Raw genomic sequence first — 26,199 nt, forward strand, 5'->3', positions numbered from 1 at the left:
TGCCCCACTACCTGCACCGGGAATAAACACCGCGCGGTTTCATTTCCGGTGCTCTCAAGCCAGCATTTTCCACTGCACGCTTTTTACTCATCCTCTGCTGACGCAAATTGCAACCCCTTTTTTACGCCATCCCGCGCCACTCAACGTTTCGCGCTGGTTTACAAAGTAAGATGTTTCTAAATGTTTCTTAAAAATCCCCCCCTCAATTGCCCCTCTGCGCAGGAAAAAACAAAAGCGCTGATTTTGATCCCTTTTTTCCGGTTAAAAAAACTGTACGGCTGCGCGGTTGCAGTAGATTAATTGCCACACTTTCTCCATTGAAAAGGGTCGAAAAACTCCTTCTATACATTTGACGAAACAAAACAAAAAAAGCCTGTTTACGCCATAGCGTGAAATCGTGAAAATACATCCACGCACTGCATCATGACGTTTTACCGGTAATACGAAATGGTGGCTCTGTGAAAATTCCCTCTCGAAAAGGCCCATTTTTCCAGTTGCCTTATGCCGGGAAGGTCGGTGACCAAACTCTATTACTGACTTTTATTACCAGTAGTGAGCTGTCATATGTGATGTATAACCACTCTTTTCGATAGCCACCTTCGGGTGGCTTTTTTTTGCTTATTTTTCATATGATTAAAATTAAATACAGAAAAAACGCTATTAACAATAGCGTTAGCAAGGTGTGGGCACGGCTAAAAAAACGCTGCCAAATCGCTATCACCGTAAATAGAGGTAAGCGTAGCGCTTCGCTAAATTACCGTTTCGTTTTACCGTCCGGCTTATTTCCCCTGTGCATTATCCGTTAATGGGTATACTGCGAATTTACTCGCCATCGACCTCTTTATTAAGCGTTGTTCCCCCCTCCTCTTCCCGTTCATCGGTCCAGATACGGCTGTAGTCGGGCCAGGCCTGCGAATAACAGGCAATATTTTTGATGCACACGGGGGTGGTCAGGCGATAACGCTGGGCACACAGCGGCACCACAAAATAGTGGGTTTTGAGAAAGCGCATCAGCCGCCGGATGCGCGCGCCGTGACGCGCCGCCGGCCCGGCATTGATGCGATCGAGCAGTTGCACGCCGCGCAGCCACTGGGCATGCCCCCAGAACCAGGTCCACATCTCGCTGTGGCGATAGCGCTCCTCCAGGCTAAAGGTTTCATGCTGGTCAAAGCGCAGAAAGCCGAGACAGAGATCCTCCTCTTCCCAGCGCTGGTTGGGCAGTAACCAGTGCGAAACGCTGATCGGATTAGTGTTAACCGTACAGCCGCGGTAGCGCAGGCTTTTGATCAACTCATCCACCAGCTTTTTCATCTCGGTAGATCGAAAGTAGGTGATATTGAGCGTGGCGGGCAGCAGCGCCTGGGCCACTGGCTCGGTTGGCGGCAGTAACCACGCCGGCAACGGTGCCAGCGTCTCTTCCCGCTCCATCATCGCGCGGGCGAGCGACTGCGCAATCTGGCGGATCACCGCCTGCTGGGCGAGGCTCAGGCGGCCGCGCCGTTGGTTAAAGGTGACATAGTAAAACGCATCGCTACTTTCGCGGACGATCATCGGCTCGGGGGATAAGTGTGAGCGAGGGGTATCGAGGCGCACCAGCGCCGGAGAGGGTGTCGCGGTCAGCGGCGTGTTGTAGACGATCTCGCTCGCCTGCGGCATTTCACCATGCCAGCCGGGCGCGCGGGTGAGGGTCATCTGCGCATCGGAATGGCTGCCAAGCTGAAAAGGCCCGAGGCCGACCACGCCATTTTCCGGGTGCGCCAGCGCATAGACCGGGCTTGCCAGGCGATAGAGCAGCATCGCATCCGGTTGGCTGAGGTGCATGATCAACACATAATCCTGCACAATCACATCCGTCACGTGGGGCAAGCCAGGCCCGCCCGCGTAACGCTGAAGCGTGGTCTGCAACTGCGCGGGATCTAACGGCTCGCCGTTGTGCCACACCAGCCCGCGGCGCAGCATAAAGTGCCAGCTCAGCCCATCATCACTGACCCGAATGGTGTGCGCGAGACAGGGAACCGGCTCGGCCTGCTCCGGCAGATGGCGCGTCAGCCCGGCATGCACCATTTGTAGAATATGCCGCCCGGCGCGATCGGTATGAATAGAGGGCACGGGCGCCTGTAGCGGGCGATAGAAAGAGATGTGATAGTGAAAGCCGTCGCGGGAGTAACAGGTTCCGTGGTTTTCCGGCACGCTTTTCACCTCTGCCGCAGGGGTATTGCTGCCAAGCATATTCTCCAGCGCTGCCACGCTCATCTGGCACTGCAACACGCCGAGCGCGCCGCGCCCCGGTCTGGAGCGCCAGATGAGCCACCCCTCCTCCTGCATCTCTTGCAGCAGGGATCGCGCATAGCGCGCCGTGCAGGCTAAGGTGTCGGCGATGTGCGCCAGGGATAACTCATGTCGGTGCGTACTGTATTTCGCCAGCAACCGGTTATAACGGCGCAGCAGGCTACCCTTCTCAATAGCGGAGTAATAAACCATTGGTTATTTACCATGATAAACAGCTGACGACAGGGGATTCGATACGATGGAGAGTGCAGTAGTGAATATAGCATATTAGATAAATCTTATGATTCTGCCCGCCCGCCGCGCGGTCATATGAGATTTTTCACTTTTTTTTCGCTGCCCGCGAAACCTTTTCCTCTGCGCCAGCGAACTGTAGATGAACGCACACTTAACGTTGACCTGGAGCCCATGATGACCCCGATGAAAAAACTCTTTTTGAGCCTTTCTGCCGCAGCCCTGCTGAATGTTGCCAGCGCACAGGCGGCGCTGCCCACCGGTTCGCAGGCACCCGATTTCCAGTTGCAGGGCGCGCTGGCGGGAAAACCGCTCACCTTCTCCCTTAAGCAAGCGCTGCAAAAAGGGCCGGTGGTGCTCTACTTCTTCCCGGCGGCATTCAGTAAAGGGTGCACCATTGAAGCCCACGCCTTTGCCGAAGCGACGGATGATTTTAAAAAGCTTGGCGCGACGGTGATTGGCGTTACCGCCGGTAATACCGATCAGGTGGATGCCTTCTCCAAAGAGGAGTGTCGCGATAAATTTACCGTTGCCGCCGATCCGGGCGCAAAAGTGGCGGCGCAGTACGACACGCTGATGGAGATGAAGGGCAAAACCCTCTCCGATCGTACCTCTTACGTTATCGCGCCGGACGGCAAGATCCTGCTGAGCTACACTGACAGAAACCCGGAAACGCATATCCAGAAAACGATGGACGCGGTGAAACAGTATGCGAAATCTCATTCGTAACTAACCCTTTTTCCGGCAGAGAATCATTATGTTAACCGCCATGCTCGCCGCCTTCGCAGGCGGCATTATTCTCAACTTTATGCCCTGCGTGTTTCCGATTATCTCGCTGAAAGCGCTGGGCCTCCTGCGCCATACCGGGGATCCAGCGCAGACGCGCCGCGAAGGGCTGGGGTTTTTACTCGGTGCCGTGGCGACCATGCTGATCCTCGCCGGGATCCTGCTTGCGCTGCGCGCCGGCGGCAGCGCCGTTGGCTGGGGCTTTCAGCTGCAATCGCCGCTGGTTATCGCCGCGCTGGCGCTGATTGTGCTGGCGGCAGCGCTTAATCTGCTCGGCGTGTTTGAAGTGGGCCTCTCCGTGCAGCGGGCCGGAGAGATCCGCGTCGAACGTGGGGCATTTATCCGCGCGGCGCTGACCGGCGCGCTCTCTATTATTGTTGCTACCCCCTGCGCCGCACCGTTTATGGCGGGGGCCATTGGCTATGCGCTGGTGCAACCGCCCACCGTGGCGCTGGCGATCTTCTTCGCCCTCGCGCTCGGCTTTGCCGCACCGTTTAGCCTGATTTCGCTCTTCCCCGCTCTCGGCAAATGGCTGCCGCGACCCGGCGCGTGGATGAACACCCTGAAACACGGGCTGGCCTTTCCAATGTTTGGCGCCTTCGGCTGGCTGGTGTGGGTGCTGGCGCAGCAGGCGGGCACCACGGCGCTGGCGGCGATCATTGCCGCCTCGGTGGTAGTGAGCTTCGCCGCCTGGCTCTATGGCATGGCGCAGCAGCGCCGCTTCGCCGGGCAAGGCCATAAAGGGTTGTTCGCCGCCACTGCACTGCTGATCATCGCCGCCCTTGCCCCGCTACCAACGGTGGTGAACAACGGCGCGGCGCTGGCCTCGTCGCAGGTAGCGGAGACCAGCTGGTCGCCGCAAAAAGTGGCGGAGAATCGCGGCCACGGAAAAGCGATTTTCGTCAACTTCACCGCCTCCTGGTGCATCACCTGCCAGGTGAATGAGAAGACCTCGCTCTCAACCGAGGCGGTCAAAACGGCGCTGGCGAAGAGTGGCACCCTCTACATGGTGGCGGACTCGACGAAATTTAACGCCGATATTGATGACGCGCTCAATGAGCTGGGCCAGGGCAGCCTGCCGCTCTATGTCGTCTACCCGGCGGATGGCGGCGCGCCGACCATCCTGCCGCAGGTGCTAACGCCGACAATTGTGGTCAATGCCCTGAACGCAGCGAGCGGCAAAAAAACCTAAGGCGGATGATGGAAAAAGCGGAGGCAGCGCGGGAAGAGTGGCCGCATCTGATGGCTCAGGCGCAGGCTGGCGACAGCCAGGCCTATACCCGGCTGCTTAAAGCGCTGGTGCCGGTTATCCGCACGCTTGCGCGTAAGCAGGTAGCCGACGACGAGCTGGTCGAGGATGTGATTCAGGATGTGCTGCTGACCCTGCACCGGGTTCGCCATACCTACGATCCCGCTGCGCCCTTTTTACCGTGGCTGATGGCGATTGCCCATGCCCGCACGGTGGATGCGCTGCGAAAACGCGGTCGCCATCAACAGCGGGAAGTGGCGGACGAGCTGCTGCCGGAACCGGTCGCAGATGCTCACCCTACTCTGCATGAAGAGGAGCTGGCGGCGCTGCTCGCCCAGTTGCCCGCACGCCAGCGCCAGGTGATTGAGCATTTTCACCTGCGTGAAATGAGCCTTGCTGAAACCGCGACGCGGCACAACCTGACGGTCTCCGCCGTCAAATCGCTGCTGCATCGCGCCCTGAATAATCTTCGTCGGTTAGGAGCCCTTCATGGCCGATCATGAGTGGTTAATTGAGAAACTTGGCCGTTCGGCAGAGCCGGTCAAACGGCCCTGGCGCAGCGGCTGGCGGGTAGCAAGCTGGCTTGCCGTGGCATTGCCGTGCGGTATGGCGGTGAGCCTGATGCTGCACAGAGCGCAGACTGACTGGTCGCACGCTGGCGCTGCGTGGGCGATGCTGCAACTGCTGCTCACCTTCGCCACCGGCACGCTGGCGATCCGCAACGCCTTTCTGCTCAGTATTGCCGGGCAGCGTCCGCTCGGCTGGGGCTGGTTTGCGCCGCTGGTCAGCCTCTGGCTGGCAACAACCTTTTTGAATCTGCATCTGCATCGCGTTCCGGCGAGCGGCATGGTCGAGGGGCCAAACTGCTACCTCTTTATGCTGGCGGTGAGCGTGCCGATGGCGGCAATAGTGGTCGGCTACCTGCGCCGCACCCGCACGCTCTTTCCCGCCCGCAGCCTTGGCGCCGCGGGTGCAGGGGTCGCCTGTATGGCGCTGACCCTGCTCTCGCTCTGCCACCCGACGCATATCAGCGCGGCGGATCTGCTGATGCATATCGCCGCGGTGAGCACCATTGTGCTGCTCACCGTGGTGCTCGGTTACCGCTGGGTTTCCCTGCCGTAAATGTCACTTTTTCGGGAAGATCCACAACTGATCGGCAGGCAGCACCACGCGGTAGTTTTGCGCCGCACGTGACTGCGTGCCGTAGACGCGCACCACATAGTCATCAACCGGCGTGCGGAAGAGGTACTCCCAGCGGTCACCAAGGTACATGCTGGTGAGCATCGGCAGATCCAGCGAGTTATCCTGCGGCGTCTCGGTTAGCCGCAGGCTCTCCACGCGGATCACCGCCGTCGCCTCTTGCCCCACGCTAACGCCCGGCCCGGCAACGCCCCACAGCGCCCACTGCGCCCCTTCAATGCGTGCCCGCCCGTTGGAGACTTCTGTCACTTTGCCATGCAGGCGGTTGTTGCTGCCCATAAACTCGGCGGTAAAGAGTGTTGAAGGCTTGCTGTACATCTCCTGCGGCGTGCCCTGCTGCTCAATCACCCCATTGTTGAGCAGCAAAATGCGGTCGGAAATCGCCATTGCCTCATTCTGATCGTGAGTCACCATCAGCGCCGACAGCCCGAGCTTGACGATCAACTCGCGCAGAAAGACACGCGCCTCTTCGCGCAGCTTGGCATCGAGGTTAGAGAGCGGTTCATCAAGCAGGATCACCGGCGGGTTATAGACCAGCGCGCGGCCAATGGCGACGCGCTGCTGCTGACCGCCCGACAGCTGATGAGGGTGTCGCTGGCCGAGTGCGCCGAGGCCAAGTTGATCGAGCACACTCTGCACCCGCTGGCTAATCTCGTGAGCGGCAATTTTGCGCAGCTTCAGCGGGTAGGCGACATTCTCAAACACGGTTTTGTGCGGCCACAGGGCGTAGGACTGGAACACCAGCCCGAGGTTACGCTCCTCCGCCGGCACTTCGCTGCGCGGTGTGCCATCGTAAACCACATTTTTGCCAATGGTGATGCGCCCCTGGGTGGGCTTCTCCAGCCCGGCAACGGCGCGCAAAAGCGTGGTTTTCCCGCTGCCGGAGGGGCCAAGCAGGGAGACCACTTCGCCACGTTTGAGATCCATCGACACGCCCTTTAACACCGGGTTGTCGCCGTAGGTCAGGTGTAAGTTCTCTACCGTTAGCTCAATCATGTAATTTCACTCCAAAACGCAGGGCCACACCAAGACCGATGACCACCAGCAAAATATTGATAAACGAGAGGGCCGCGACAATATCGATAGCGCCCGCTGCCCACAGCGACACCAGCATCGAGCCGATGGTTTCCGTGCCGGGCGAGAGCAGATACACCCCGGTGGAGTATTCGCGCTCAAAGATCAAAAACATCAGCAGCCAGGAGCCGATCAGGCCATAGCGCGACAGCGGCACCGTCACATGGCGGGTCACCTGCCCCGGTGTTGCGCCAGTGCTGCGCGCCGCCTCTTCCAGCTCCGGGCCGACTTGTAGCAACGTCGAGGAGATAAGGCGCAGGCCATAAGCCATCCACACCACGGTGTAGGCCAGCCAGACGCTGAAGATGGTGTTGCGCAGCGAGCGCAACCAGACAATCAGGTTGTCACGCAGCCACTCAGAGACCGGCAGCCCCGACAGCCAGCCGTTTTTCAGGGATTGATCGAGCCACATCGGTAAGAAGAGGAAGACCCACAAAAAGGCGAGACCGGCGAGCAGACCCGGCACCGCGCGCGGCACCAGCACGCTGTAGTCGAGGAAACGGGTAACGTTATCCTGCTTGCGGTGCATCGCGATGCCGACAAACAGATAGCAGATCACCGCCAGCGCGCCGCCGAAGACGCCAATCGCCATCGAGTTGACGATCGCCCGCAGCAAGTTCGGCTGCTGCCAGATATTGCGGAAGGTCTCCAGCGAGACGTTATCCCACAGCGGCACGCCAACCCCCCAGTGGGAGATAAAGGCGCGCAGCACCACGCCCAGCAGCGGCACACCAATTGTTACCGTCAGCCACGCCACCACCACTGCACCTGCCACCCAGCGCCATTTGCCCAGCGGCAGCGCGCGTGCCTGCGACGCTTTGCCTTTCATGGTGACAAAGCGGTTCGCGGTGCGCATTAAGCGGCGTTGCAGCATCACCAGCGGAATGGTGATGCAGATCAGCACCACCGCCACGGCGGCCATCAGGTGATAAGAAGGGGTGCCGAGCTTGTTGGTCAACTTATAGAGATAGGTGGCCAGCACCATGTTGCCTTCAGGATCGCCAAGCACCAGCATCAGGCCGAACACCTCCAGCCCGAGGAAAAAGAGCAGTACGCAGGCATAAAGGATTGAGGGGCGCACCATCGGCAGGCTGACAGAGGTCATCACCTGTAAAGGCGAGGCCCCCACCGTGCGCGCGGCCTCCTCGACATCTGAGCCAACGCTGCGCAGCGCCGACGAGATATAGAGATAGGCATGCGGCACGTGCGTCAACCCGGCGATCACCACGATGCTGAACATCGAGTAGATGTTCCATGGCACAAACCCCAGTAGCTGTTGCGCCCACTGCGACAAGAAGCCCACCGGTCCGGCAGAGACGACATAGCCAAAGCCAAGCACCATCGGCGAGACGAAAATGGGCACCAGGATCAGCGGCTCAATAAAGCGCCGCCCCGGCAGGTCAGTACGCACCATTAAGAAGGCGAGAATGCCGCCGAGCGGAATGGCAATAAACACCAGCCCAAAGGCGAGAATAAAGCCGGACTTTAAGGCGAGGTAAAAATCGGGGTCGGTGAAGATAAAGGCGAAGGATTCGAGGCTCAGCTCCTTACTGCGGGAGAAGAAAGGCGCTGAAAGAAAACTCTGTACGACGATAAATAATAACGGAACGTAGATCACCAGGGCGGTAATCAGGACCGTTACGCCGCGCGGTAACCCTTGCCATTTTCTGCGCACGATATTCATAGAAAATCCCTGTGGTCAGAAGATGAGAGATAAAGGGTTGTGTGCGAACAGCGCCGCACACAACCGGCAACGCCTCTATTTCCCGGCGGCGGTGCGCCACTGTTTAATAAATTCGAGACGCTTTTTCGGCTCCAGATACTCAAGCAGCGACTCATCAACCGGGATCGGTTTCAGCGCATCGCCGAGCAGTTTGGTCATGCCGTCGATATCATTGCTGCCTTCAATATCGTTACGCAGGGAGGGGATATCCGCCTGGCTTGCGAGGATGCTCTGCCCTTTTTCCGACAGTACATAGTCAAACCACAATTTCGCCGCGTTGCTGTGCTCCGCTTCGGCACTGATAAAGGAGACGCGCGACAGCACCAGCACATAATCTTTCGGGTAGGAGACGCCCAAGGATTTATCCGCTTTCGCACGCGCTTCGGCGTAGGAGCCGAGGATGTTGTAGCCGACCAGGTTTTCACCTGAGGAGACGCGCTCCATCATGGTGCCGGTGGAGGATTGCACCGTCAGGCCGCCTTTGGCGATATCCGCAAGGTGGGTGAAATACTCTTTATCGTGTTTGCTGTCTTCGACGGCGAGCATAAAGCCGAGCCCCGATTTTTCAATATCGTAGGTGGTCACTTTGCTCTTGAATTTATCGGTCTGGCTGGCAATCAGCTTCGCCAGTGCAGTGTGGGAATCCGGGACGTCGCCCTGCGGGATCAGGCGTTTGTTATAGATAAAGACCACCGGCTCGTAGGTGGTGCCGTAGGCTTTGTTTTTCCAGACCGCCCATTTCGGCAGCTTGCTCTGTTCAGGGGAGGCGTACTCATCGGCGTACTCGGTTGCCAGCTTCAGCGCGGTGTCCATCGACGAACTCCAGACCACGTCGCCGCTGCCACCGCCGGAGGCCTGCTCGCTAAGATAACGGTTATACAGCTCGGTGCTGTTCATATCGTTATATTCAACTTTGATACCGGGATATTGCGCTTCAAACCCTTTGATCAGCGGGCCAGCGGCTTTGGTGTCGGTCGTTGAGTAGACCACCACTTTGCCCTCTTTGGTGCCGGCATCGACGATTTTCTGATAATCCGCCGGGTAGCCCGCAGGGACAGCTGCGAGTGCGGCAGAGGAAAAGAGCGCCGCTACTACGCCCGCCAGTACGCTTTTTTTCATCTCCATGAACAAACCCCTATTTATCATTTTGTAAACACAAATTTAACATATAGCGCCTTAGCCACCCGATGCAACGCGCCAGGGTCTTTTTTGCGGGTTTTGTGACATTGAAGGGATTTAAGCCAATTACGCCGTTATTTTACCGAGAGTTAGCGGCATTTTATTCAGAACGGCGTTTTGCTCAGGATGAAAAATGGCGGGGAAAAGAGGTAAGAGTTGTTTACGCTTTTTAACAAATTAATCGCCGAGGATAAGGGGGCGATCGTACAGCACAATATGTTCGGGTTTATGCGGGTCATATTTTATCGTGGTGCCAGTCCCGGCGGCCAGGCGCGTCGCATCCCTAAACGCCAGCGGCACAGTGATAGTGGCTTGTACCACACGCCCTTCGCGCGTGGTAAACCGGACCACTATTTCGCACCAGACCGAGGCGCGATCCATCCTGTTAGTGCGATTAAACGCAACGATATCGGCGTTGGCAGCAATACCGTGTTTACTTACATGGGCCTCCATAAAAAGCTTTCGAACCCAGACGCACACTTTGTATATCAGCCACAGCACCACTATCACAGCTATGCTGCTCAGCATCTCGTAAAGGGGTTTTAGTGTCATTTTTCGTCCTGATGGCCGCAATTTTTCCCGGATAGCGCATTTTTCCACTCTTCAGGACGTATTAAAAGCCCCGGCTTTATTTGCTTTTTTAACTATCACAGCCTTGTCTCTTTCAATCAGAAGAGGCTCTACCTCCCTAAAACATAATAAACCCGCCAACAGTGTTGAACAGCTAAACCGGTTTAGTTAATGTTTAGCGGTACTCATTATCGGGAGAAAATCATGTCAGCTCGAGTCTGGTGTCTGGGTGACGCCGTGGTGGATCTATTGCCGCAGGGCGATGCCTGCCTGATGCAGTGCCCCGGCGGCGCGCCGGCCAACGTCGCGGTCGGCATTGCGCGCTTACAGGGAAATAGCGGTTTTATCGGGCGCGTCGGCGACGACCCCTTCGGCCACTTTATGCGCCAGACGCTGGCGAAAGAGCAGGTCGACACCGCTTTTATGCGTGCCGATGCGCAGCACCGCACCTCAACGGTGGTGGTGGCGCTGGATGAAGAGGGTGAGCGCTCCTTTACCTTTATGGTGCGTCCGAGCGCCGACCTGTTCCTGGCTGAAACGGATCTGCCCCCGTTTGCCCGCGGCGAATGGCTGCACTGCTGCTCGATTGCGCTGGCGGCTGAACCTTCGCGCTCCACCACCTTCAGCGCCATGGAGCGAGTGCGCGGCGCGGGCGGGTTTGTCAGCTTCGACCCCAATATTCGCCACGATTTGTGGGCCGACAGCGCCCAGCTTCGCCACTGCATCGAGCGCGGGCTGGTGCTGGCGGATGTGGTGAAACTCTCGGAAGAGGAGCTGGCGTTTATCGCCGACGCGCCTGCTGAGGAGGTGAGCCTGCCCGAACTGGCGGCGCGTTACGGCATCACCCTGCTGCTGGTCACCCAGGGCAAAGCCGGGGTGAAAGCCTGCCTGAACGGCAAGTGCTACCACTACCCGACGCTGCCGGTGATAAGCGTGGACACCACCGGCGCGGGCGACGCCTTTGTCGCCGGTCTGCTGTGGGGGCTGGCGCAGCACGGCCTGCCCGATAGCGAACCGCAGCTAGCCGCGCGGCTGGCGAGCGCGCAGATCTGTGGCGCACTGGCAACCACCGCTAAAGGCGCAATGACCGCCCTGCCCTGGCGCCACCAGCTTGAGGAGCAACTCGCCTGACACCTGCGGCCTAACGTCTCGTTTTGCGAGCCGTCTCACATTCACTAAACCGGTTTAGCTAATTTCATTGCGTCCTGAAATTATGCGCGATTATGATTCGACACCTAAACCGGTTTAGCAAAAATAACTCTGTGATGATGGCTCTTCCTTAGGGATGCAAAATGATGAAAAAAAGCACGCTCGCCATAACCCTTGGTCTTATTCTCAGCGCGGGAGCGGCCCAGGCCGCCGACCCGAGCATGAGCAGCATTGAAGCCCGTCTTGCCGCGCTGGAGCAGCGTTTACAGGCTGCGGAACAGCGCGCCAACGCCGCCGAAAGCCGCGCACAGGCCGCGGAAAAACAGGCCCAGCAGCTGGCAGCCGCACAGCAAAAAACCGACACCACCACCACACAAGTGGAGCAGCGCACCGCCAAACTGGAGCAGAAAGCCAGCGACGAAGGCGGCTTTGAGTTTCACGGCTATGCGCGCTCCGGTCTGCTGATGAGCGATTCGGCGAGCAAAACCCAGGGCGGCCCAACAGTCACGCCAGCCGGTGAGACCGGCGGCCATGTGGGTCGTCTGGGTAACGAACCGGATACCTATGTCGAGATGAACCTCGAACATAAACAGACCCTCGCCAACGGCGCGACCACCCGCTTTAAAGTGATGCTTGCCGACGGCCAGCGCACCTATAACGACTGGACCGCCTCCAGCAGCGATCTCAACCTGCGCCAGGCCTTTACGGAAATCGGCCATCTGCCGAGCTTTACCGGCGCGTTTAAAGACTCCACCGTCTGGGCCGGGAAACGCTTCGACCGCGATAACTTTGATATCCACTGGATCGACTCCGATGTGGTGTTCCTCGCCGGGACCGGCGCCGGGGTGTACGACATGAAGTGGAGCGACGAGGCGCGCAGCAACCTCTCCCTCTATGGCCGCACCTTTGGCGATATCGAAAACAGCGAAAACACCGCGCAGAACTACATCCTCTCCCTGAACAACTACTACGGCCCGGTGCAGCTGATGGTCAGCGGCATGCGCGCGAAGGATAATGACGACCGCCTCGATCTGGAAGGCAATAAAGTGAAGAGCGACGCGGCGGATAACGGTGTTCACGCCCTGCTCGGCCTGCATAACGACAGCTTCTACGGCCTGCGTGAAGGGTCGGCGAAAACCGCGCTGCTCTACGGTCACGGCCTCGGTGCGGAGGTGAAAGCCATCGGCTCCGACGGCGCGCTGCTGTCGCAGGCCGACACCTGGCGCCTGGCGAGCTACGGCATTACGCCGCTCGGCGGCGGCTGGCACATTGCTCCGGCGGTGCTGGCACAGAGCAGTAAAGATCGTTACGTCAAAGGCGATAGCTACCAGTGGGCGACCGCCAACGTGCGCCTGATTCAGGGGCTGACGGAAAACTTTGAAATGCAGTATGAAGGGACATATCAGTACATGGATCTGCGCCCGGAAGGGTACAACGGCCGCAATAACGTGAGCGGCAGCTTCTACAAACTGACCGTTGCGCCAACGCTGAAAGCGGGCGATGTCGGTGAGTTCCTGAAACGCCCGGAAATCCGCCTGTTTGCCACCTGGATGGACTGGGATCACCGGCTGGATAACTACGCCGGGGATGATGCCTTCGGCAGCGCTGGCTTCAAGGCCGGCGGCGAGTGGAACTTCGGCGTACAGATGGAAACCTGGTTCTGATAGCGCGGCCCCTGCGGGGGCCGTTTGCGTAGCTTGAAAGCCTAAAAATAAGACAGAGGTTGTTATGGATTTTGCACAAATTTCCCGCTCGCTGCTCCCCTTGCTCGGCGGCAAAGAGAATATCGCCAGCGCCGCGCACTGTGCGACGCGCCTGCGCCTGGTGCTGGTGGACGACGCGAAAGCAGACACCGCCGCGATTGGCAAAATCGACGGTGTGAAAGGCTGTTTTCGTAACGCCGGGCAGTTACAAGTCATCTTCGGCACCGGGGTAGTGAACAAAGTCTACGCCGCGTTTATTACCGAGGCGGGGATCAGCGAGTCGAGCAAATCGGAAGCGGCGGATATCGCTGCGCGCAAGCTGAACCCGTTCCAGCGCATCGCCCGTTTGCTGTCGAACATCTTCGTGCCGATCATTCCGGCGATTGTTGCGTCGGGCCTGCTGATGGGCCTGCTGGGGATGGTGAAGACCTACGGCTGGGTCAACCCGGATAACGCGCTCTATATTATGCTCGACATGTTCAGCTCGGCGGCGTTTATCATTCTGCCGATCCTGATTGGCTTTACCGCCGCGCGCGAGTTTGGCGGTAACCCCTATCTTGGCGCAACGCTTGGCGGCATCCTCACCCACCCGGCGCTGACCAACGCCTGGGGCGTGGCGGCGGGTTTCCACACCATGAACTTCTTCGGCATCGAAGTGGCGATGATCGGCTACCAGGGGACAGTCTTCCCGGTGCTGCTGGCGGTGTGGTTTATGAGCATGCTGGAAAAACAGCTGCGCCGGGTGATCCCGGACGCGCTGGATCTGATCCTCACCCCGTTCCTGACGGTGATTATCTCCGGCTTTATCGCCATGCTGATTATCGGCCCGGCTGGCCGCGCGCTGGGCGACGGCATCTCGTTTGTGCTCAGCACGCTGATTACCCACGCGGGCTGGCTGGCGGGTCTGCTGTTTGGTGGGCTCTACTCGGTGATTGTGATTACCGGCGTGCACCACAGCTTCCACGCTATTGAAGCGGGGCTGCTCGGTAACCCGTCGATTGGCGTTAACTTCCTGCTACCGATCTGGGCGATGGCCAACTTTGCGCAGGGCGGTGCCTGCCTGGCGGTGTGGTTTAAAACCAAGGACGCAAAGATCAAAGCGATTACCCTGCCCTCGGCCTTCTCGGCGATGCTCGGTATTACCGAAGCGGCGATTTTCGGTATCAACCTGCGCTTTATGAAGCCGTTTATCGCCGGGTTAATTGGCGGTGCGGTCGGCGGCGCGTGGGTGGTGTCGATGCATGTCTATATGACGGCGGTGGGCCTCACCGGGCTGCCGGGTCTGGCGATTGTGCAGGCCAGCTCGCTGCTTAACTATATTATCGGTATGGCTATCGCCTTTAGCGTCGCCTTCATTCTCTCCTTCTTGCTGAAATACAAAACGGACGCGGAATAATGGCATCTGACTCTCTGCTGCCCGCCATTTTACAGGCGGTGATGAAAGGCCAGCCGAAAGCGCTGAGCGACCCCTTCTACCCGAGCTGGCACCTGGCGCCGGTCACCGGGCTGCTCAACGATCCCAATGGATTTATCCAGCTGGGCGGGCGTTACCACCTGTTTTATCAATGGAACGCGCTGGGCTGCCAGCACAACCACAAATGCTGGGGGCACTGGAGCTCAGCGGATTTACTCCACTGGCAGCATGAGCCGATTGCGCTGATGCCGGACGAAGAGTATGACCGCAGCGGCTGCTACTCCGGTAGCGCCTTGGATAACGACGGCGTGCTGACGCTCTGCTACACCGGTAACGTCAAGTTTGACGACGGCACGCGCACCGCCTGGCAGTGTCTGGCGGTGCAGAACCGTGACGGCGGCTTCGACAAGCTCGGCCCGGCGATCCCGCTGCCAAACGGCTACACCGGACACGTGCGCGACCCGAAAGTGTGGCGACACGGCGACTTCTGGTACATGGTGCTCGGCGCGCAGGATCTCACCTTGCAGGGCAAAGTGCTGCTGCTGCGCTCGGAAAACCTGTGGAACTGGCAGAACCTCGGTGAGATCGCCGGTAGCGGCCTCAACGGCCTGGGTGATGCGGGCTATATGTGGGAGTGCCCGGATCTCTTCGCGCTCGGCGATAGCACCTATCTTATCTGCTGCCCGCAGGGGATCACGCGTGATGAGAAACGCTGGCTCAATACCCACCCGAGCGCTTATCTCAGCGGCGAGCTGGATTACGACAACGCGCAGTTCCGCCACGGCGAGTTTCACGAGCTGGACGCCGGGTTTGAGTTCTACGCACCGCAAACCACCCAGAGCGAAGATGGCCGCCGTTTACTGGTCGGCTGGATGGGCGTGCCGGACGGAGAAGAGATGCGCCAGCCTACCGTCGCCAACGGCTGGATCCACCAGATGACCTGCCTGCGCCAATTAACCTCGCGCAACGGCAAGCTTTATCAACAGCCGGTCGTTGAGCTTCAGGCGCTGCGCGGCGAGGAGCAGTGCTTCAACGGCCAGGCCGACGCGCTACCGGCGCTGGATGCCGCGTCGCTGGAGTTGATTGTGGAGAGTGCAGGCGATCTCACGCTGAACTTTGCTGACACGCTGATCCTTGAGTGGAGCCAGAGTGAACTGCGCCTCGCGCGCAGAAGCTTTGAGAGCGGCGAGTGGCACTACCGCTACTGGCAAGGTGCGGCGCACAAGTTGCAGATCCTCTGCGACCACTCAAGCGTCGAGATCTTTATTAATGATGGCGAAGGGGTGATGAGTAGCCGCTACTTCCCGCAGCAGCCTGCGCGCTTAACGTTTGCGGGTGATGCAGAAGTGCGGGCGCGCTACTGGTCGTTACGAGCTTGCATGGTAGAATAAGCGCTTGTTTCCTTAAGCGATGCAAAACCGTGAGAAAACCTAAACGCGTTACCATCAGTGATATTGCCGCGCTGGCGGGGGTGTCAAAAGCCACCGCCAGCCTGGTGCTTAACGGCCGCGGCAAAGAGCTGCGCGTCGCCCAGGAGACGCGCGAGCGCGTGCAGGCGATTGCCCAGCAGCACCACTATCAGCCGAGTATTTACGCGCGCTTGCTGCGCGAAAACCGCAGCCATACGCTGGGGCTGGTGGTGCCGGAGATCATCAACTATGGTTTCGCCGTCTTCTCTCACGAACTGGAAAACCTCTGTCGCGAAGCGGGCCTGCAGCTGCTTATCTCCTGCACCGATGAAAACGCCAGCCAGGAGACCGTGGTGGTCAATAACCTGGTGTCGCGCCAGGTCGATGGCCTGATTGTCGCCTCCAGCATGTTGAACGACGCCGACTACGTCAAACTGAGCGAGCAGCTGCCGGTGGTGCTGTTTGACCGCCATATCAGCGACACCCAGCTACCGCTGGTGATCACCGATTCACTGACACCCACCGCCGAGCTGGTCGAGCGCCTGGCGCGCGCCAACCCGGACGAGATCTATTTTCTTGGCGGTCAGCCGCGCTTATCACCGACCAAAGATCGCCTGGCGGGCTTTATGCAGGGGCTTGAGCGCGCCGGTGTCACCCCACGCCCGGAGTGGATCATTCACGGCAATTATCACCCAAGCAGTGGGTATGAGATGTTCGCCGCCCTCTGCGCGCGCCTTGGCCGCCCGCCGAAAGCGCTGTTTACCGCCGCCTGCGGGCTGCTGGAAGGGGTGCTGCGCTATATGAGCCAGCATCACCTGCTGGAGAGCGATATCCATATCGCCAGCTTCGACGATCACTATCTCTATGATTCGCTCTCGTTGCCCATCGATACCGTCGAGCAGAATATTCCACGCCTGGCGCAGGACTGCTTCGAGATCATCACGCAACTGGTGGACGGTAACGAACCGACCACGCCGCAGCGCATTCTCCCCGCCACGCTGCGCTGGCGTCATCCTTAACTCATCCCCCTGGCGCGATATTACCGCGCCAGCCAGATAAGAATCGGCTTAGCATTTAAGCGCAACGGGAGTACGTTGCGCTTGCTTCTTTCCAATTTGTATTTTAGATTTTCCTAAATTTAGAAAAAGCTAAAATAAAAATGCCACCATCGAATATTACCCAGTTACAGAACCAGGCAGAGCAGGCCGCTGCGCTGCTGAAAGCGATGAGCCACCCGCGCCGGTTGCTGATTTTGTGCATGCTCTGTGACGCGCCCGGCACTCCTGCGGGCGAACTCTCGGCGTTGACCGGCCTTAGCCCGTCGGCCACCTCGCAGCACCTGACGCGCATGAAAGATGAGGGGCTGATTGAGAGCGTGCGTCAGGCGCAGCGCATCACCTACTTCATCAAAGATCCCGCCGTGAACCATATCGTCAACACACTTAAGGGCATCTACTGCCCGGAGGTCTGAATATGTCCTACACATCCATTTCCCCGCACGATGCGCGGATACAACAGCAGCAGGGCGTGCCGTTGATTGATATTCGCCAGCCGGATGAGTTTCGCCGCGAACATCTGCCCGATGCCCTCTCCCTGCCGCTGGACGATCTGTTGGCCGGTAAACGCCTGAGCGCTGAGGTCGCCGCACAAACGATGATTTTCCACTGTCAGTCCGGGATGCGTACCCAGAAAAACGTTGAGGCTTTGATCCAGGCTGCCGCGCCTGCGCAGGTGCTGTTGCTGGAAGGTGGGCTGGCGAACTGGAAGCGCGCGGGCTTGCCGACGGTGCAGGATAACGCTCAGCCGCTCCCGCTGATGCAGCAGGTGCAGATCGTTGCGGGCAGCCTGGTGCTACTTGGCGTGGTGCTCGGCTACCTGCTCAATCCGACCTTCTTTCTGCTCTCGGGCTTTGTCGGCGCAGGCCTGCTGTTTGCCGGATTAAGCGGCTGGTGCGGTATGGCCCTGCTGCTGGCGAAGATGCCGTGGAACCGATCCTGATGTGCGGCATTTCTCCTCTGGGTCAAATGAGTGATATATTTCCCGGCCTATACCCAAGGAGACGCCATGGCGGAATTTGATTCACTCGCGCAGGAAGAGCTGGCGCAGGCAGAGGCTTTGCAGCAACAGGCACGGGATCGTGCCCTGCTCAACCAGGTACTCGACATCTATGGTCAAAAGTATGTGGCGGAGCAGTTAAAGAAAGCAGGGAAATCGGAGTGGAGCCGCGAAGCGCTCAACCGCTGGGTTAATGGCAAAGGCGCGGCGAAAACCCTCACCGCCACCGAAGAGAAGCTGCTGCGCGAGCTGCTGCCCTCCCCGCCCGCGCACCATCCCAATTACCGTTTTCGCTTTATCGATCTCTTTGCCGGTATCGGCGGCATCCGCAACGGCTTTGAGGCGATTGGCGGGCAGTGCGTCTTTACCAGCGAGTGGAACAAAAACGCGGTGCGCACCTATAAAGCCAACTGGTATAACGACAGCGCCACGCACACCTTTAATCAGGATATCCGCGAAGTGACGCTGAGCGGCAATCCTGCTATCTCTGAAGCGCAGGCTTATGCCCATATCGCGCAGCATATTCCTGAACACGATGTGTTATTAGCCGGTTTCCCCTGCCAGCCCTTTAGCCTTGCGGGCGTCAGTAAGAAGAATGCCCTCGGGCGGGCGCACGGCTTTGAGTGCGAAGCGCAGGGAACGCTCTTTTTTGACGTCGCGCGGATTATCAAAGCCCGCCGCCCGGCGATTTTCGTGCTGGAGAACGTGAAAAACCTCAAGAGCCACGACAAAGGCAAAACCTTCAGCGTAATCATGAATACGCTTGATGAGCTGGGTTACGACGTCGCCGACGCGGAAGCCTCGGGCAAGAACGATCCGAAGATTATCGACGGCAAACACTTTCTGCCGCAGCACCGCGAGCGCATTGTGCTGGTCGGTTTTCGCCGCGACCTCGATCTTGCCGATGGCTTTACGCTGCGCGATATCGACCGCCTCTATCCGCAGCAGCGCCCGACCTTTGGCGAACTGCTGGAGCCGACCGTCGACAGCAAATATGTGCTCTCGCCCAAGCTGTGGGATTACCTCTATCGCTATGCGAAGAAGCACGCCGCCAAAGGCAACGGTTTCGGCTTCGGGCTGGTCGACCCAACGAATGCGGGCAGCGTCGCACGCACCCTGTCGGCGCGCTATCACAAAGATGGTTCGGAAATTCTTATCGATCGCGGCTGGGATAAAGCGCTGGGCGAAGCGGACTTTACCCATGCTGAAAACCAGGCTCGCCGTCCGCGTCGCCTGACACCGCGCGAATGCGCCCGCCTGATGGGCTTTGAGAAAGTGGGTGAAAAGCCGTTTCGCATCCCGGTTTCCGACACCCAGGCGTACCGCCAGTTCGGCAACTCGGTGGTGGTGCCGGTCTTTGCCGCGGTGGCAAAACTGCTGGCACCGCGCATCGATCTGGCGGTGAAACGGCGCAAAGAGAAGAGCAATCTGTGACGCAGAATACACTTCACTCGGCCTGAGTGAAGTGTTTGATAAGCGATCGTAAAGTTAAGCCTGGCCAGGTCGATAATTCTTGAGCAATCCCGACTCTCTTACGGACTATGGCCATGCTCAAAAACATACGTGTTATCACCGGCATTATTATCGCCCTTTCGGTATTTTGCCTTCTTCAACTGGTCACCGGGGGTCTTTTTTACTCGGCGGTCAATAACGACCGGGTCAATTTCCAGAACACCGGCGTGCTGAATGCGCAGCAAGAAAACCTTGGCGACAGCGTGAATACGCTGATCAAAACCCGCGTTACCGTCACCCGCGTGGCGATTCGCTTCCTGAAAAACCAGCGCGATCCGGCTTCCCTCGCCAGTATCGAAAAGCTGCTCAACACCGCAACCGATTCCCTGCAGAAATCTGAAACCTATTTCAATAACTATAAAAGCACACCGCGCGTCGCCGGGCAGGATAGCGCCCTGGCGGACGACGTCGCGCAAAAGATCACTAAGATGCACGATGTGTTGCAGCAGTCGATCGCCTTCCTGCGCGCCAACAATTATGAAGCCTATGGCAACCTGGATGCGCAGCAGGCGCAGGATGATATGGATGCCAGCTACGCCAAATGGCGTACCGAAAACAACACCTTCTTGCAGGCTGCCGCACAGCAAAACCAGCACAGCTTTACCAGCATGCAGTGGACGCTGGGGGTCATTCTGCTGGTGGTGATTGCGGTGATGATGATGATCTGGCTCGGCCTGCAGCATCTGTTGCTGCGCCCGCTGCACAGCGTGATGAACCATATTCGCGCCATTGCCGGTGGCGATTTGACACAGTCCATTGCGGCGCAAGGGCGTAATGAGATGAGCCAACTGGCGGCCGGTCTGCATGAGATGCAATCTTCGCTGGTGAAAACCGTCAGCGCGGTGCGCAACAGTTCGGATTCGATCTATACCGGTGCCAGCGAAATCTCGACCGGCAATAACGATCTCTCTTCACGCACCGAGCAGCAGGCGGCGTCGCTGGAAGAGACCGCTGCCAGCATGGAGCAGCTGACCGCAACGGTGAAACAGAACACCGATAACGCCCGTCAGGCCTCGCAGTTGGCGAAAACCGCGTCTGACACCGCTGCACGCGGCGGCCAGGTGGTGAGCAATGTGGTGCGTACGATGAGCGAGATCTCTGACAGTTCCCAGCAGATCGCCCATATTACCAGCGTGATTGACGGGATTGCCTTCCAGACCAATATCCTGGCGCTCAACGCTGCCGTTGAAGCGGCGCGCGCGGGTGAACAGGGCCGTGGCTTCGCCGTGGTGGCGGGCGAAGTGCGTACGCTGGCAAGCCGCAGCGCGCAGGCGGCAAAAGAGATCAAAACGCTGATTGAAAACTCCGTAAACCGCGTCAACTCCGGCACCACGCTGGTGGCGGAAGCGGGCGATACCATGAAAGAGATCGTCAATGCCGTTACCCGCGTGACGGATATTATGGGCGAGATTGCTTCAGCATCCGATGAGCAGAGCAAAGGTATTGAGCAGGTGAGCCTGGCCGTGTCGCAGATGGATAGCGTCACGCAGCAGAACGCCTCGCTGGTGCAGGAGTCCGCCGCTGCGTCCGCTGCCCTTGAAGAGCAGGCCGAGCAGCTGCGTCAGGCCGTTGCCGTGTTTCGCGTCAACGGGCACAGCGCGCTGCTGAATGCCAGACCGGGTAAACCGAGCGTCGCGCCGCTGCGCCCGGTGGCTACCGCCAGCACCGGCAGCGGTGACGGCAACTGGGAAACCTTCTGACAGCCCCCCGCGCGATGGAGCTGTCGCGCGGGTTACGCTGCCACCCACTGCGTAATCTCGTGGTGTAAGTGTTCGATATACCGCGTCAGTTTTGGGAGCGGCCGGCTGTCCTGGCGATAGACCAGGTTCACCGGCCGCGGCCTGGGCGTGAAGGGCTGCATAATGCGCACCAGCGTGCCATTTGCCAGCTCCTCGCGCACCAGGATTTCAGGCTGCAACAGCAGCCCCGCTCCGGCAATCGCCGCCATTCGCAACCCCTGCCCGTCATTACAGCGCAGCACCGGATCGCGCTGCCAGCTCATCTCTCCCGCTTCGCCCGGCAATTTCCACTCATTACGCCGGTTCCATACTCCGTTCGACAGACAGCGATGCTCGCGCAGCGCCTCGGGTGAGGACGGCTCGCCATAACGCGCCAGATAAGCAGGTGCGGCGCAGATCACCATCCGATAGAGGCAGAGTGGTTTTACCACCACATCCTCACTGTTCACCGCGCCGATGCGGATCGCCAGATCGAACCCCTCCTCCAGCAGATCAACGCTGCGATTACTCAAATCGAGATCGACCCGCACCTGCGGCCACGCCGTGAGAAAGGTGGCGGTGATGGGTGCGATAACGCAGCCGCCAAAAGTAGTTGAGGCGCTGACGCGCAGCGTACCGGCAGGTGCCGCGCGCAGCCGCTCGACCGAGGTTTCGGCAATATGCACCTGCTCCAGCACCCGCCGCGCCTCCTCATAGAAGACGCGACCGGCATCCGTCAGGCTCTGACGTCGGGTGTTGCGCGCCAGCAGGCGTGTCGCCAGGCTGTTTTCGAGTTGAGCAATGTATTTCCCGACCATTACCGCCGAGATCTCCAGCCTGACGGCGGCCTGAGTAAATGACCCCGCCTCTACCACGGCGATAAACACCGCCATACTGCGCAGCTTATCCATAGTGCAAACCATTAGTTAGGAATGAATAAACATTCAGAGCATTTATCTTATCAATGATTAGCGAAAAAATGACCACTCCGCACACTGAAGGAGAGTTGCAATGAAGATTATCGTAATAGGTGCTACCGGCACCCTTGGCCGCGCAGTGGTGGCCGAGCTGGGTCAGGATAACGAGGTGATAAGCGTCGGGTTAACGCATGGCGATTTACAGGTCGATTTAACGCGTGATGAGAGTGTCGAGGCGCTGTTTGCGCAGACCGGACGCGTTGACGCAATTATCGCCACCACCGGCTCACTCTTTTTCGGCCCGCTGACGGCGATGCGCGCAGAGGATTTTGCTTCCGGCCTTAACGACAAACTGCTGGGGCAGGTACGGCTGGCGCTTATAGGTCAGCATTATCTCAATGATGGCGGGTCGATCACGTTGACCAGCGGCATTATCGGCAGTGAACCCATTGCGCAGGGGGTGAATGCTACTGCGGTCAATGCGGCACTGGAGGGGTTTGTGCGTGCCGCGGCGTGCGAGTTACCGCGCGGCTTACGCATTAACGTCGTTAGCCCGACGGTGCTCAGCGAATCCGTTGAAAAATATGGCGCCTTCTTCCCGGGGTTTGAAAGTGTGCCTGCCGCGCGCGCTGCACTGGCCTATCGACGCAGTGTTTACGGCGTGCAGACAGGCCGCACCTTTACCGTCGGATATTAAGCGCGCTGGCTTTCGTCGCCCGCCGGTTGCTCCGCCGCTTTCAACAGGGTGGTGAACTGCGACCACTGCTGCTGTAACGCGCCGATGTGGTTTTTCTCAAGCGCGGTGACAAATGGCAGCGAACCGCTGTTTTCCACGCGCTGATTCATCTGCACAAACCAGCTGCTGCTGTCGTCAGCGTTGGCGGTGATCGCCAGCATCGCCTTACGGTCCGTCTGTGAGGAGTGTGTTCCGGCATCAAGCTGTTCGATCGCCTGCTGGCTCTGTTTCGCCTGAGCGGTGTCGCCACGGCTTTGCGCCAGCGCCGCCGACTGGGTCAGCGCCGCGCGGTTGGTCTGATCCGCCTGCTCGCCTTTTTTAGCCACAAACCCGGCGACGAAATCGCGCGCCTGCTGCTGGTAATCCGCAGAGACAAACTTATCCACCACATAATTGAGTTTCGCCTGGGTCATCGCCACATCCATCCCGAGGGTGGTCTCATCACCGCTGCCTTGCGGCGAGGTCAACGCCTGGTGCAGCGCCGTGGCCATGTCATCAGCATTGATAGTGGAGTGCTGGAAAAAGTCGATAAAGCTTACCGCGTCGCTGGCCGTTGCCGGGTCGCCATAGAAGGCGCTGGCAAGGCTCGGCCCACGCGCATAAGAGGCCATATCGTTATTACGCAGGACGGCCATCTCGCGGGCGACCTTTTCGCTCTGCTCTTTGGTTGGTTTTGGCTGACTCTCTGCGCCGCGCGCCAGCGCTTCTGCAGAGATAGAGACAGAAATCGAACTCTCGGTGACAATCTCTTTGCCACCAAACGTTATTGTTTTTGACGCACGCACCTCATACTGCGACTGCGCTGCCGCAGAGGCACTGACTTCCTGAATGCTCATTTCGCTTCCTTAAAGTGATTGCTAACGTGATATTTATCGACGTCATCAACAATCCCTTTAAGGTTTTGGCGAAAAAATGTGCACTTGATCGGCGTGGGGCGGAGAACCGCCCCGGAAGGATCAGTCGCGGGATTGCACCCAGAAGGCGTGGATCAGGCCCGGGATGTAACCCAGCAGCGTGAGCAGAATGTTAAGAAGAAACGCCAGGCCTAAGCCTTTCCCGAGCAGCACACCCAGCGGCGGAAGAAGAATCGTAATGACAATACGCCAAAAGCCCATATAGCCTCCTGTGCAAAGTAAATTCCAGGTGATTGATAATTTACACAATCTGTTTAAGCGTAGCCGCTACTGCCCACTGTGCCAATCAGCCATCAAGAGGTTTACCCTCTTTTACGCTGTACCACTCTCACTGTTCAGTCTATGTTTACTCTTACAACCTCGTTACAAAGGAGAGACGTATGTTTGCTGTAGGCGATATCGTTCAACCACGCATTGGCGGCCCGAAACTCAAAGTGCTCGAAGTGCATGATGACCAGATTGTTGCGGTGCCCACTCACGACGAACAGGCGGAAAAGCTGACGCTTAAAGCCGATGACGTCGAGCTGTACAAAGAAGAGGGCGACTTTGGTGTCTGCTGAGTGATTGCGGTGGGCTCGCCCGCCGCCTAACGGCATACATACCCACTTCTGACGCGTAAAACCCCAATTCCTCCAGACCGCATCTTATGCTGCTAAAAACGCCTTACTAGCATAAAACATACTGCCTCAACGCTTTTCACTCTTCGCCAAAGCATAGCGCGCTACGCTGACCGCTACGCCCTGCCGTGAATTCATGTAACCAAATGAAAATAAAAGCTTTCCAATATCAACCCAACAATAATAGGGCAATGCCGAAGATTGCAGCGGATGCAGAGCACTTTATCCAGGCGGTGGGCAAAAATAAAAATTAATCGCTAGTTGAGAGTTTCAAATCAGACAGATACGCTATGCGCGTAAATAAGTCCGTTTTAAAACGCTACATCTCTTCATTGCGCCATCATTTTTCAAGGAGCTTCATCATGTTCTCTTCGCAGTCTCGCCTGCGCCACGCTGCTGCGGACACTTTCGCGATGGTGGTCTACTGTTCAGTAGTGAACATGGTGATTGAAATATTCCTCTCCGGAATGAGCTTTGAGCAGTCCCTTTCCTCTCGTCTGGTGGCGATCCCGGTTAACATCATTATTGCCTGGCCTTATGGCTTCTATCGCGATCTCTTTATGCGCTATGCGCGCCGCATAAGCCCTGCAGGCTGGATGAAAAATCTGGCAGATGTGCTGGCGTATGTCACTTTTCAGTCGCCGGTATATGTAACGATTTTGTGGTCGGTAGGGGCAGACTGGCAGCAGATTATGGCGGCGGTCAGTTCAAATATCGTGATATCGATGTTGATGGGTGCGGTGTACGGCTATTTCCTCGATTACTGCCGCCGTCTCTTCCGGGTGAGTCATTACCACCAGGCGAAAGCCTGATGGCAGCTCTGGGTTAGTGCTGTTCGCCGAACAGGCCGTTCAGGAAGCGCTCGAGCGCCATACGCGAACTGAAACCATGCGGAATGCCGTAATGGTCCTGTTCATGACCGCCCAGGTAGAGCGGGAAATTGTGGTAGTGATCGCACAACTTAATGTCCGATGCGGGATCGGCCAGCGATGAACTGCGCTCTTTCAGGGTGGGATGGATAATCAGCGCCGTGCGGCCCATACGAGCTTCACGGTTAACATATACATAGTTTTCGCCACGGCGATAACCGTACGCTTTGTTGGTCGCCACATCCATCGTAAAGCCGACATTCTCCAGCACGCGCGCCACTTCATCGGGTCGTAAATACATAGATTTTCCTCATCATCTCTCAACTGCTTCGCAACCTTACAGTACTGAGCATGGTCAGTGACTCAGAAAATTCCACAAACTGCGCGTAAATGGGCGTTTGCCGTTTGGCCTGTAAAATTATGGTCTACGCTTAAAAGCACACCAAAAAAAGGGAGGCTACTATGTTAAACAGACCCACACGCCGTGAAGTAGATGAAGGTGTTGATGATATCAATAACGATGTCAACCAGTTAGCTGATAGCCTGGAAGATTTGCTTAAATCCTGGGGCAGCGACGCGAAAGAGGAAGGCGAATCTGCACGCCGTAAAGCGCAGGCGCTGCTGAAAGAGACTCGCGCCCGTATGCATGGTCGCAACCGTGTGCAACAAGCTGCACGTGACGCCGTCGGCTGTGCCGATAGCTTTGTGAAAGACCGTCCGTGGTGCAGCGTAGGTGCTGCTGCTGCCGTTGGTATTTTTGTCGGCGCGCTGCTCAGCTTCCGTCGTTAATTTATACAAATAATCTGAAACCTCTGCCCATCCTGCCGGATGGCAGGGGTTTTTCTTTGTCCTTTTCCCGCCCCGCTTTACAATACGCGGCGACAT

26 protein-coding genes are annotated in these 26,199 nt (G+C 58.0%); 17 read left to right on the forward strand and 9 right to left on the reverse strand.

The window, feature by feature from the left end:
- Positions 1–822 precede the first annotated feature (822 nt).
- Positions 823–2,481, reverse strand: coding sequence for an SgrR family transcriptional regulator (locus SOM48_RS19860; RefSeq protein WP_139965825.1), 1,659 nt, complete (start codon positions 2,479–2,481; stop codon positions 823–825).
- A 216-nt stretch (positions 2,482–2,697) separates the two neighbouring features.
- Here SOM48_RS19860 and SOM48_RS19865 point away from each other — a divergent pair, with 216 nt between their 5' ends.
- From SOM48_RS19865 to SOM48_RS19880, 4 genes are read left to right on the forward strand one after another with little or no spacing between them, the layout of a single operon-like run.
- The gene (locus SOM48_RS19865) at positions 2,698–3,249 is read left to right on the forward strand and encodes a peroxiredoxin (RefSeq protein WP_042712503.1); all 552 of its coding nucleotides are present in this window, start codon (positions 2,698–2,700) and stop codon (positions 3,247–3,249) included.
- A gap of 28 nt (positions 3,250–3,277) precedes the next feature.
- Positions 3,278–4,498, forward strand: coding sequence for a protein-disulfide reductase DsbD family protein (locus SOM48_RS19870; protein ID WP_320512862.1), 1,221 nt, complete (start codon positions 3,278–3,280; stop codon positions 4,496–4,498).
- Positions 4,499–4,506: 8 nt separating this feature from the next.
- Positions 4,507–5,058 carry a sigma-70 family RNA polymerase sigma factor gene (locus SOM48_RS19875; protein WP_076769094.1) on the forward strand — a complete coding sequence of 184 codons (552 nt, stop codon included), beginning with the start codon at positions 4,507–4,509 and terminating at the stop codon, positions 5,056–5,058.
- On the forward strand, positions 5,045–5,677 hold the full coding sequence (locus tag SOM48_RS19880) for an NrsF family protein (protein WP_320512863.1): 633 nt from the start codon (positions 5,045–5,047) through the stop codon (positions 5,675–5,677). The genes SOM48_RS19875 and SOM48_RS19880 overlap by 14 nt, the downstream gene beginning before the upstream one ends.
- Before the next feature lie 3 nt (positions 5,678–5,680).
- On the opposite strand, the gene SOM48_RS19885 is transcribed toward SOM48_RS19880, so the two are convergent.
- From SOM48_RS19885 to SOM48_RS19900, 4 genes are all read right to left on the reverse strand, one after another.
- A complete protein-coding gene (locus SOM48_RS19885; RefSeq protein ID WP_128482293.1) occupies positions 5,681–6,751 on the reverse strand; it encodes an ABC transporter ATP-binding protein in 1,071 nt (356 codons plus the stop codon).
- A complete protein-coding gene (locus SOM48_RS19890) occupies positions 6,744–8,513 on the reverse strand; it encodes an ABC transporter permease (protein WP_054803948.1) in 1,770 nt (589 codons plus the stop codon). Before SOM48_RS19890 ends, SOM48_RS19885 begins: the two co-directional genes overlap by 8 nt.
- 75 nt (positions 8,514–8,588) lie before the next feature.
- Positions 8,589–9,677 (reverse strand): ABC transporter substrate-binding protein, encoded by a 1,089-nt coding sequence (locus tag SOM48_RS19895; RefSeq protein WP_023480653.1) that lies wholly within the window; start codon positions 9,675–9,677, stop codon positions 8,589–8,591.
- A gap of 231 nt (positions 9,678–9,908) precedes the next feature.
- On the reverse strand, positions 9,909–10,283 hold the full coding sequence (locus SOM48_RS19900; RefSeq protein ID WP_320512864.1) for a DUF3592 domain-containing protein: 375 nt from the start codon (positions 10,281–10,283) through the stop codon (positions 9,909–9,911).
- A 222-nt stretch (positions 10,284–10,505) separates the two neighbouring features.
- Here SOM48_RS19900 and SOM48_RS19905 point away from each other — a divergent pair, with 222 nt between their 5' ends.
- The 9 genes from SOM48_RS19905 (at position 10,506) to tcp (ending at position 21,243) form a co-directional block, all read left to right on the forward strand.
- Complete coding sequence (locus SOM48_RS19905) at positions 10,506–11,432, forward strand: aminoimidazole riboside kinase (protein WP_076769097.1); 927 nt, start codon at positions 10,506–10,508, stop codon at positions 11,430–11,432.
- Between the two features lie 164 nt (positions 11,433–11,596).
- On the forward strand, positions 11,597–13,114 hold the full coding sequence (locus SOM48_RS19910; RefSeq protein WP_023480624.1) for a carbohydrate porin: 1,518 nt from the start codon (positions 11,597–11,599) through the stop codon (positions 13,112–13,114).
- Positions 13,115–13,178: 64 nt separating this feature from the next.
- Positions 13,179–14,549 carry a sucrose-specific PTS transporter subunit IIBC gene (locus SOM48_RS19915; protein WP_320512865.1) on the forward strand — a complete coding sequence of 457 codons (1,371 nt, stop codon included), beginning with the start codon at positions 13,179–13,181 and terminating at the stop codon, positions 14,547–14,549.
- Entirely contained in the window at positions 14,549–15,958 is a 1,410-nt protein-coding gene (locus SOM48_RS19920; protein WP_320512866.1) for a sucrose-6-phosphate hydrolase, read from the forward strand. The genes SOM48_RS19915 and SOM48_RS19920 overlap by 1 nt, the downstream gene beginning before the upstream one ends.
- A gap of 29 nt (positions 15,959–15,987) precedes the next feature.
- Positions 15,988–16,995 (forward strand): substrate-binding domain-containing protein, encoded by a 1,008-nt coding sequence (locus tag SOM48_RS19925; protein ID WP_023480517.1) that lies wholly within the window; start codon positions 15,988–15,990, stop codon positions 16,993–16,995.
- Between the two features lie 140 nt (positions 16,996–17,135).
- Positions 17,136–17,447, forward strand: coding sequence for an ArsR/SmtB family transcription factor (locus tag SOM48_RS19930; protein WP_042712534.1), 312 nt, complete (start codon positions 17,136–17,138; stop codon positions 17,445–17,447).
- A gap of 2 nt (positions 17,448–17,449) precedes the next feature.
- Positions 17,450–17,974, forward strand: coding sequence for a rhodanese family protein (locus SOM48_RS19935; RefSeq protein WP_320512867.1), 525 nt, complete (start codon positions 17,450–17,452; stop codon positions 17,972–17,974).
- A gap of 66 nt (positions 17,975–18,040) precedes the next feature.
- A complete protein-coding gene (locus tag SOM48_RS19940) occupies positions 18,041–19,465 on the forward strand; it encodes a DNA cytosine methyltransferase (protein ID WP_076769101.1) in 1,425 nt (474 codons plus the stop codon).
- Positions 19,466–19,578: 113 nt separating this feature from the next.
- Positions 19,579–21,243 (forward strand): methyl-accepting chemotaxis citrate transducer, encoded by a 1,665-nt coding sequence (gene tcp, locus SOM48_RS19945; protein ID WP_320512868.1) that lies wholly within the window; start codon positions 19,579–19,581, stop codon positions 21,241–21,243.
- 32 nt (positions 21,244–21,275) lie between these two features.
- On the opposite strand, the gene SOM48_RS19950 is transcribed toward tcp, so the two are convergent.
- Positions 21,276–22,172, reverse strand: a complete 897-nt coding sequence (locus SOM48_RS19950; protein WP_320512869.1) for a LysR family transcriptional regulator — start codon at positions 22,170–22,172, stop codon at positions 21,276–21,278.
- A gap of 100 nt (positions 22,173–22,272) precedes the next feature.
- On the opposite strand from SOM48_RS19950, the gene SOM48_RS19955 reads away from it, so the two are divergent.
- Positions 22,273–22,875 (forward strand): short chain dehydrogenase, encoded by a 603-nt coding sequence (locus tag SOM48_RS19955; protein WP_139566947.1) that lies wholly within the window; start codon positions 22,273–22,275, stop codon positions 22,873–22,875.
- Here SOM48_RS19955 and SOM48_RS19960 read toward each other — a convergent pair.
- Positions 22,872–23,750 carry a hypothetical protein gene (locus tag SOM48_RS19960; protein ID WP_320512870.1) on the reverse strand — a complete coding sequence of 293 codons (879 nt, stop codon included), beginning with the start codon at positions 23,748–23,750 and terminating at the stop codon, positions 22,872–22,874. The two genes, SOM48_RS19955 and SOM48_RS19960, sit on opposite strands and share 4 nt — an antisense overlap.
- 120 nt (positions 23,751–23,870) lie before the next feature.
- Complete coding sequence (locus SOM48_RS19965; RefSeq protein WP_023480545.1) at positions 23,871–24,029, reverse strand: YqaE/Pmp3 family membrane protein; 159 nt, start codon at positions 24,027–24,029, stop codon at positions 23,871–23,873.
- A gap of 179 nt (positions 24,030–24,208) precedes the next feature.
- Between SOM48_RS19965 and SOM48_RS19970 the strand changes: the two genes are divergently transcribed.
- Positions 24,209–24,388 (forward strand): YodC family protein, encoded by a 180-nt coding sequence (locus SOM48_RS19970; protein WP_054803942.1) that lies wholly within the window; start codon positions 24,209–24,211, stop codon positions 24,386–24,388.
- Positions 24,389–24,807: 419 nt separating this feature from the next.
- A complete protein-coding gene (gene alaE, locus SOM48_RS19975; RefSeq protein WP_054803941.1) occupies positions 24,808–25,257 on the forward strand; it encodes an L-alanine exporter AlaE in 450 nt (149 codons plus the stop codon).
- Between the two features lie 13 nt (positions 25,258–25,270).
- On the opposite strand, the gene SOM48_RS19980 is transcribed toward alaE, so the two are convergent.
- A complete protein-coding gene (locus SOM48_RS19980; protein ID WP_042712548.1) occupies positions 25,271–25,615 on the reverse strand; it encodes a DUF2002 family protein in 345 nt (114 codons plus the stop codon).
- Between the two features lie 161 nt (positions 25,616–25,776).
- On the opposite strand from SOM48_RS19980, the gene SOM48_RS19985 reads away from it, so the two are divergent.
- Positions 25,777–26,103: an ElaB/YgaM/YqjD family protein gene (locus tag SOM48_RS19985; RefSeq protein WP_128482281.1), complete on the forward strand. Its 327-nt coding sequence runs from the start codon at positions 25,777–25,779 to the stop codon at positions 26,101–26,103.
- The last annotated feature ends 96 nt before the right edge of the window (positions 26,104–26,199 follow it).

The organism is Kosakonia sp. CFBP8986, from assembly GCF_034044935.1.
In the GTDB taxonomy this organism is placed as follows: domain Bacteria; phylum Pseudomonadota; class Gammaproteobacteria; order Enterobacterales; family Enterobacteriaceae; genus Kosakonia; species Kosakonia cowanii.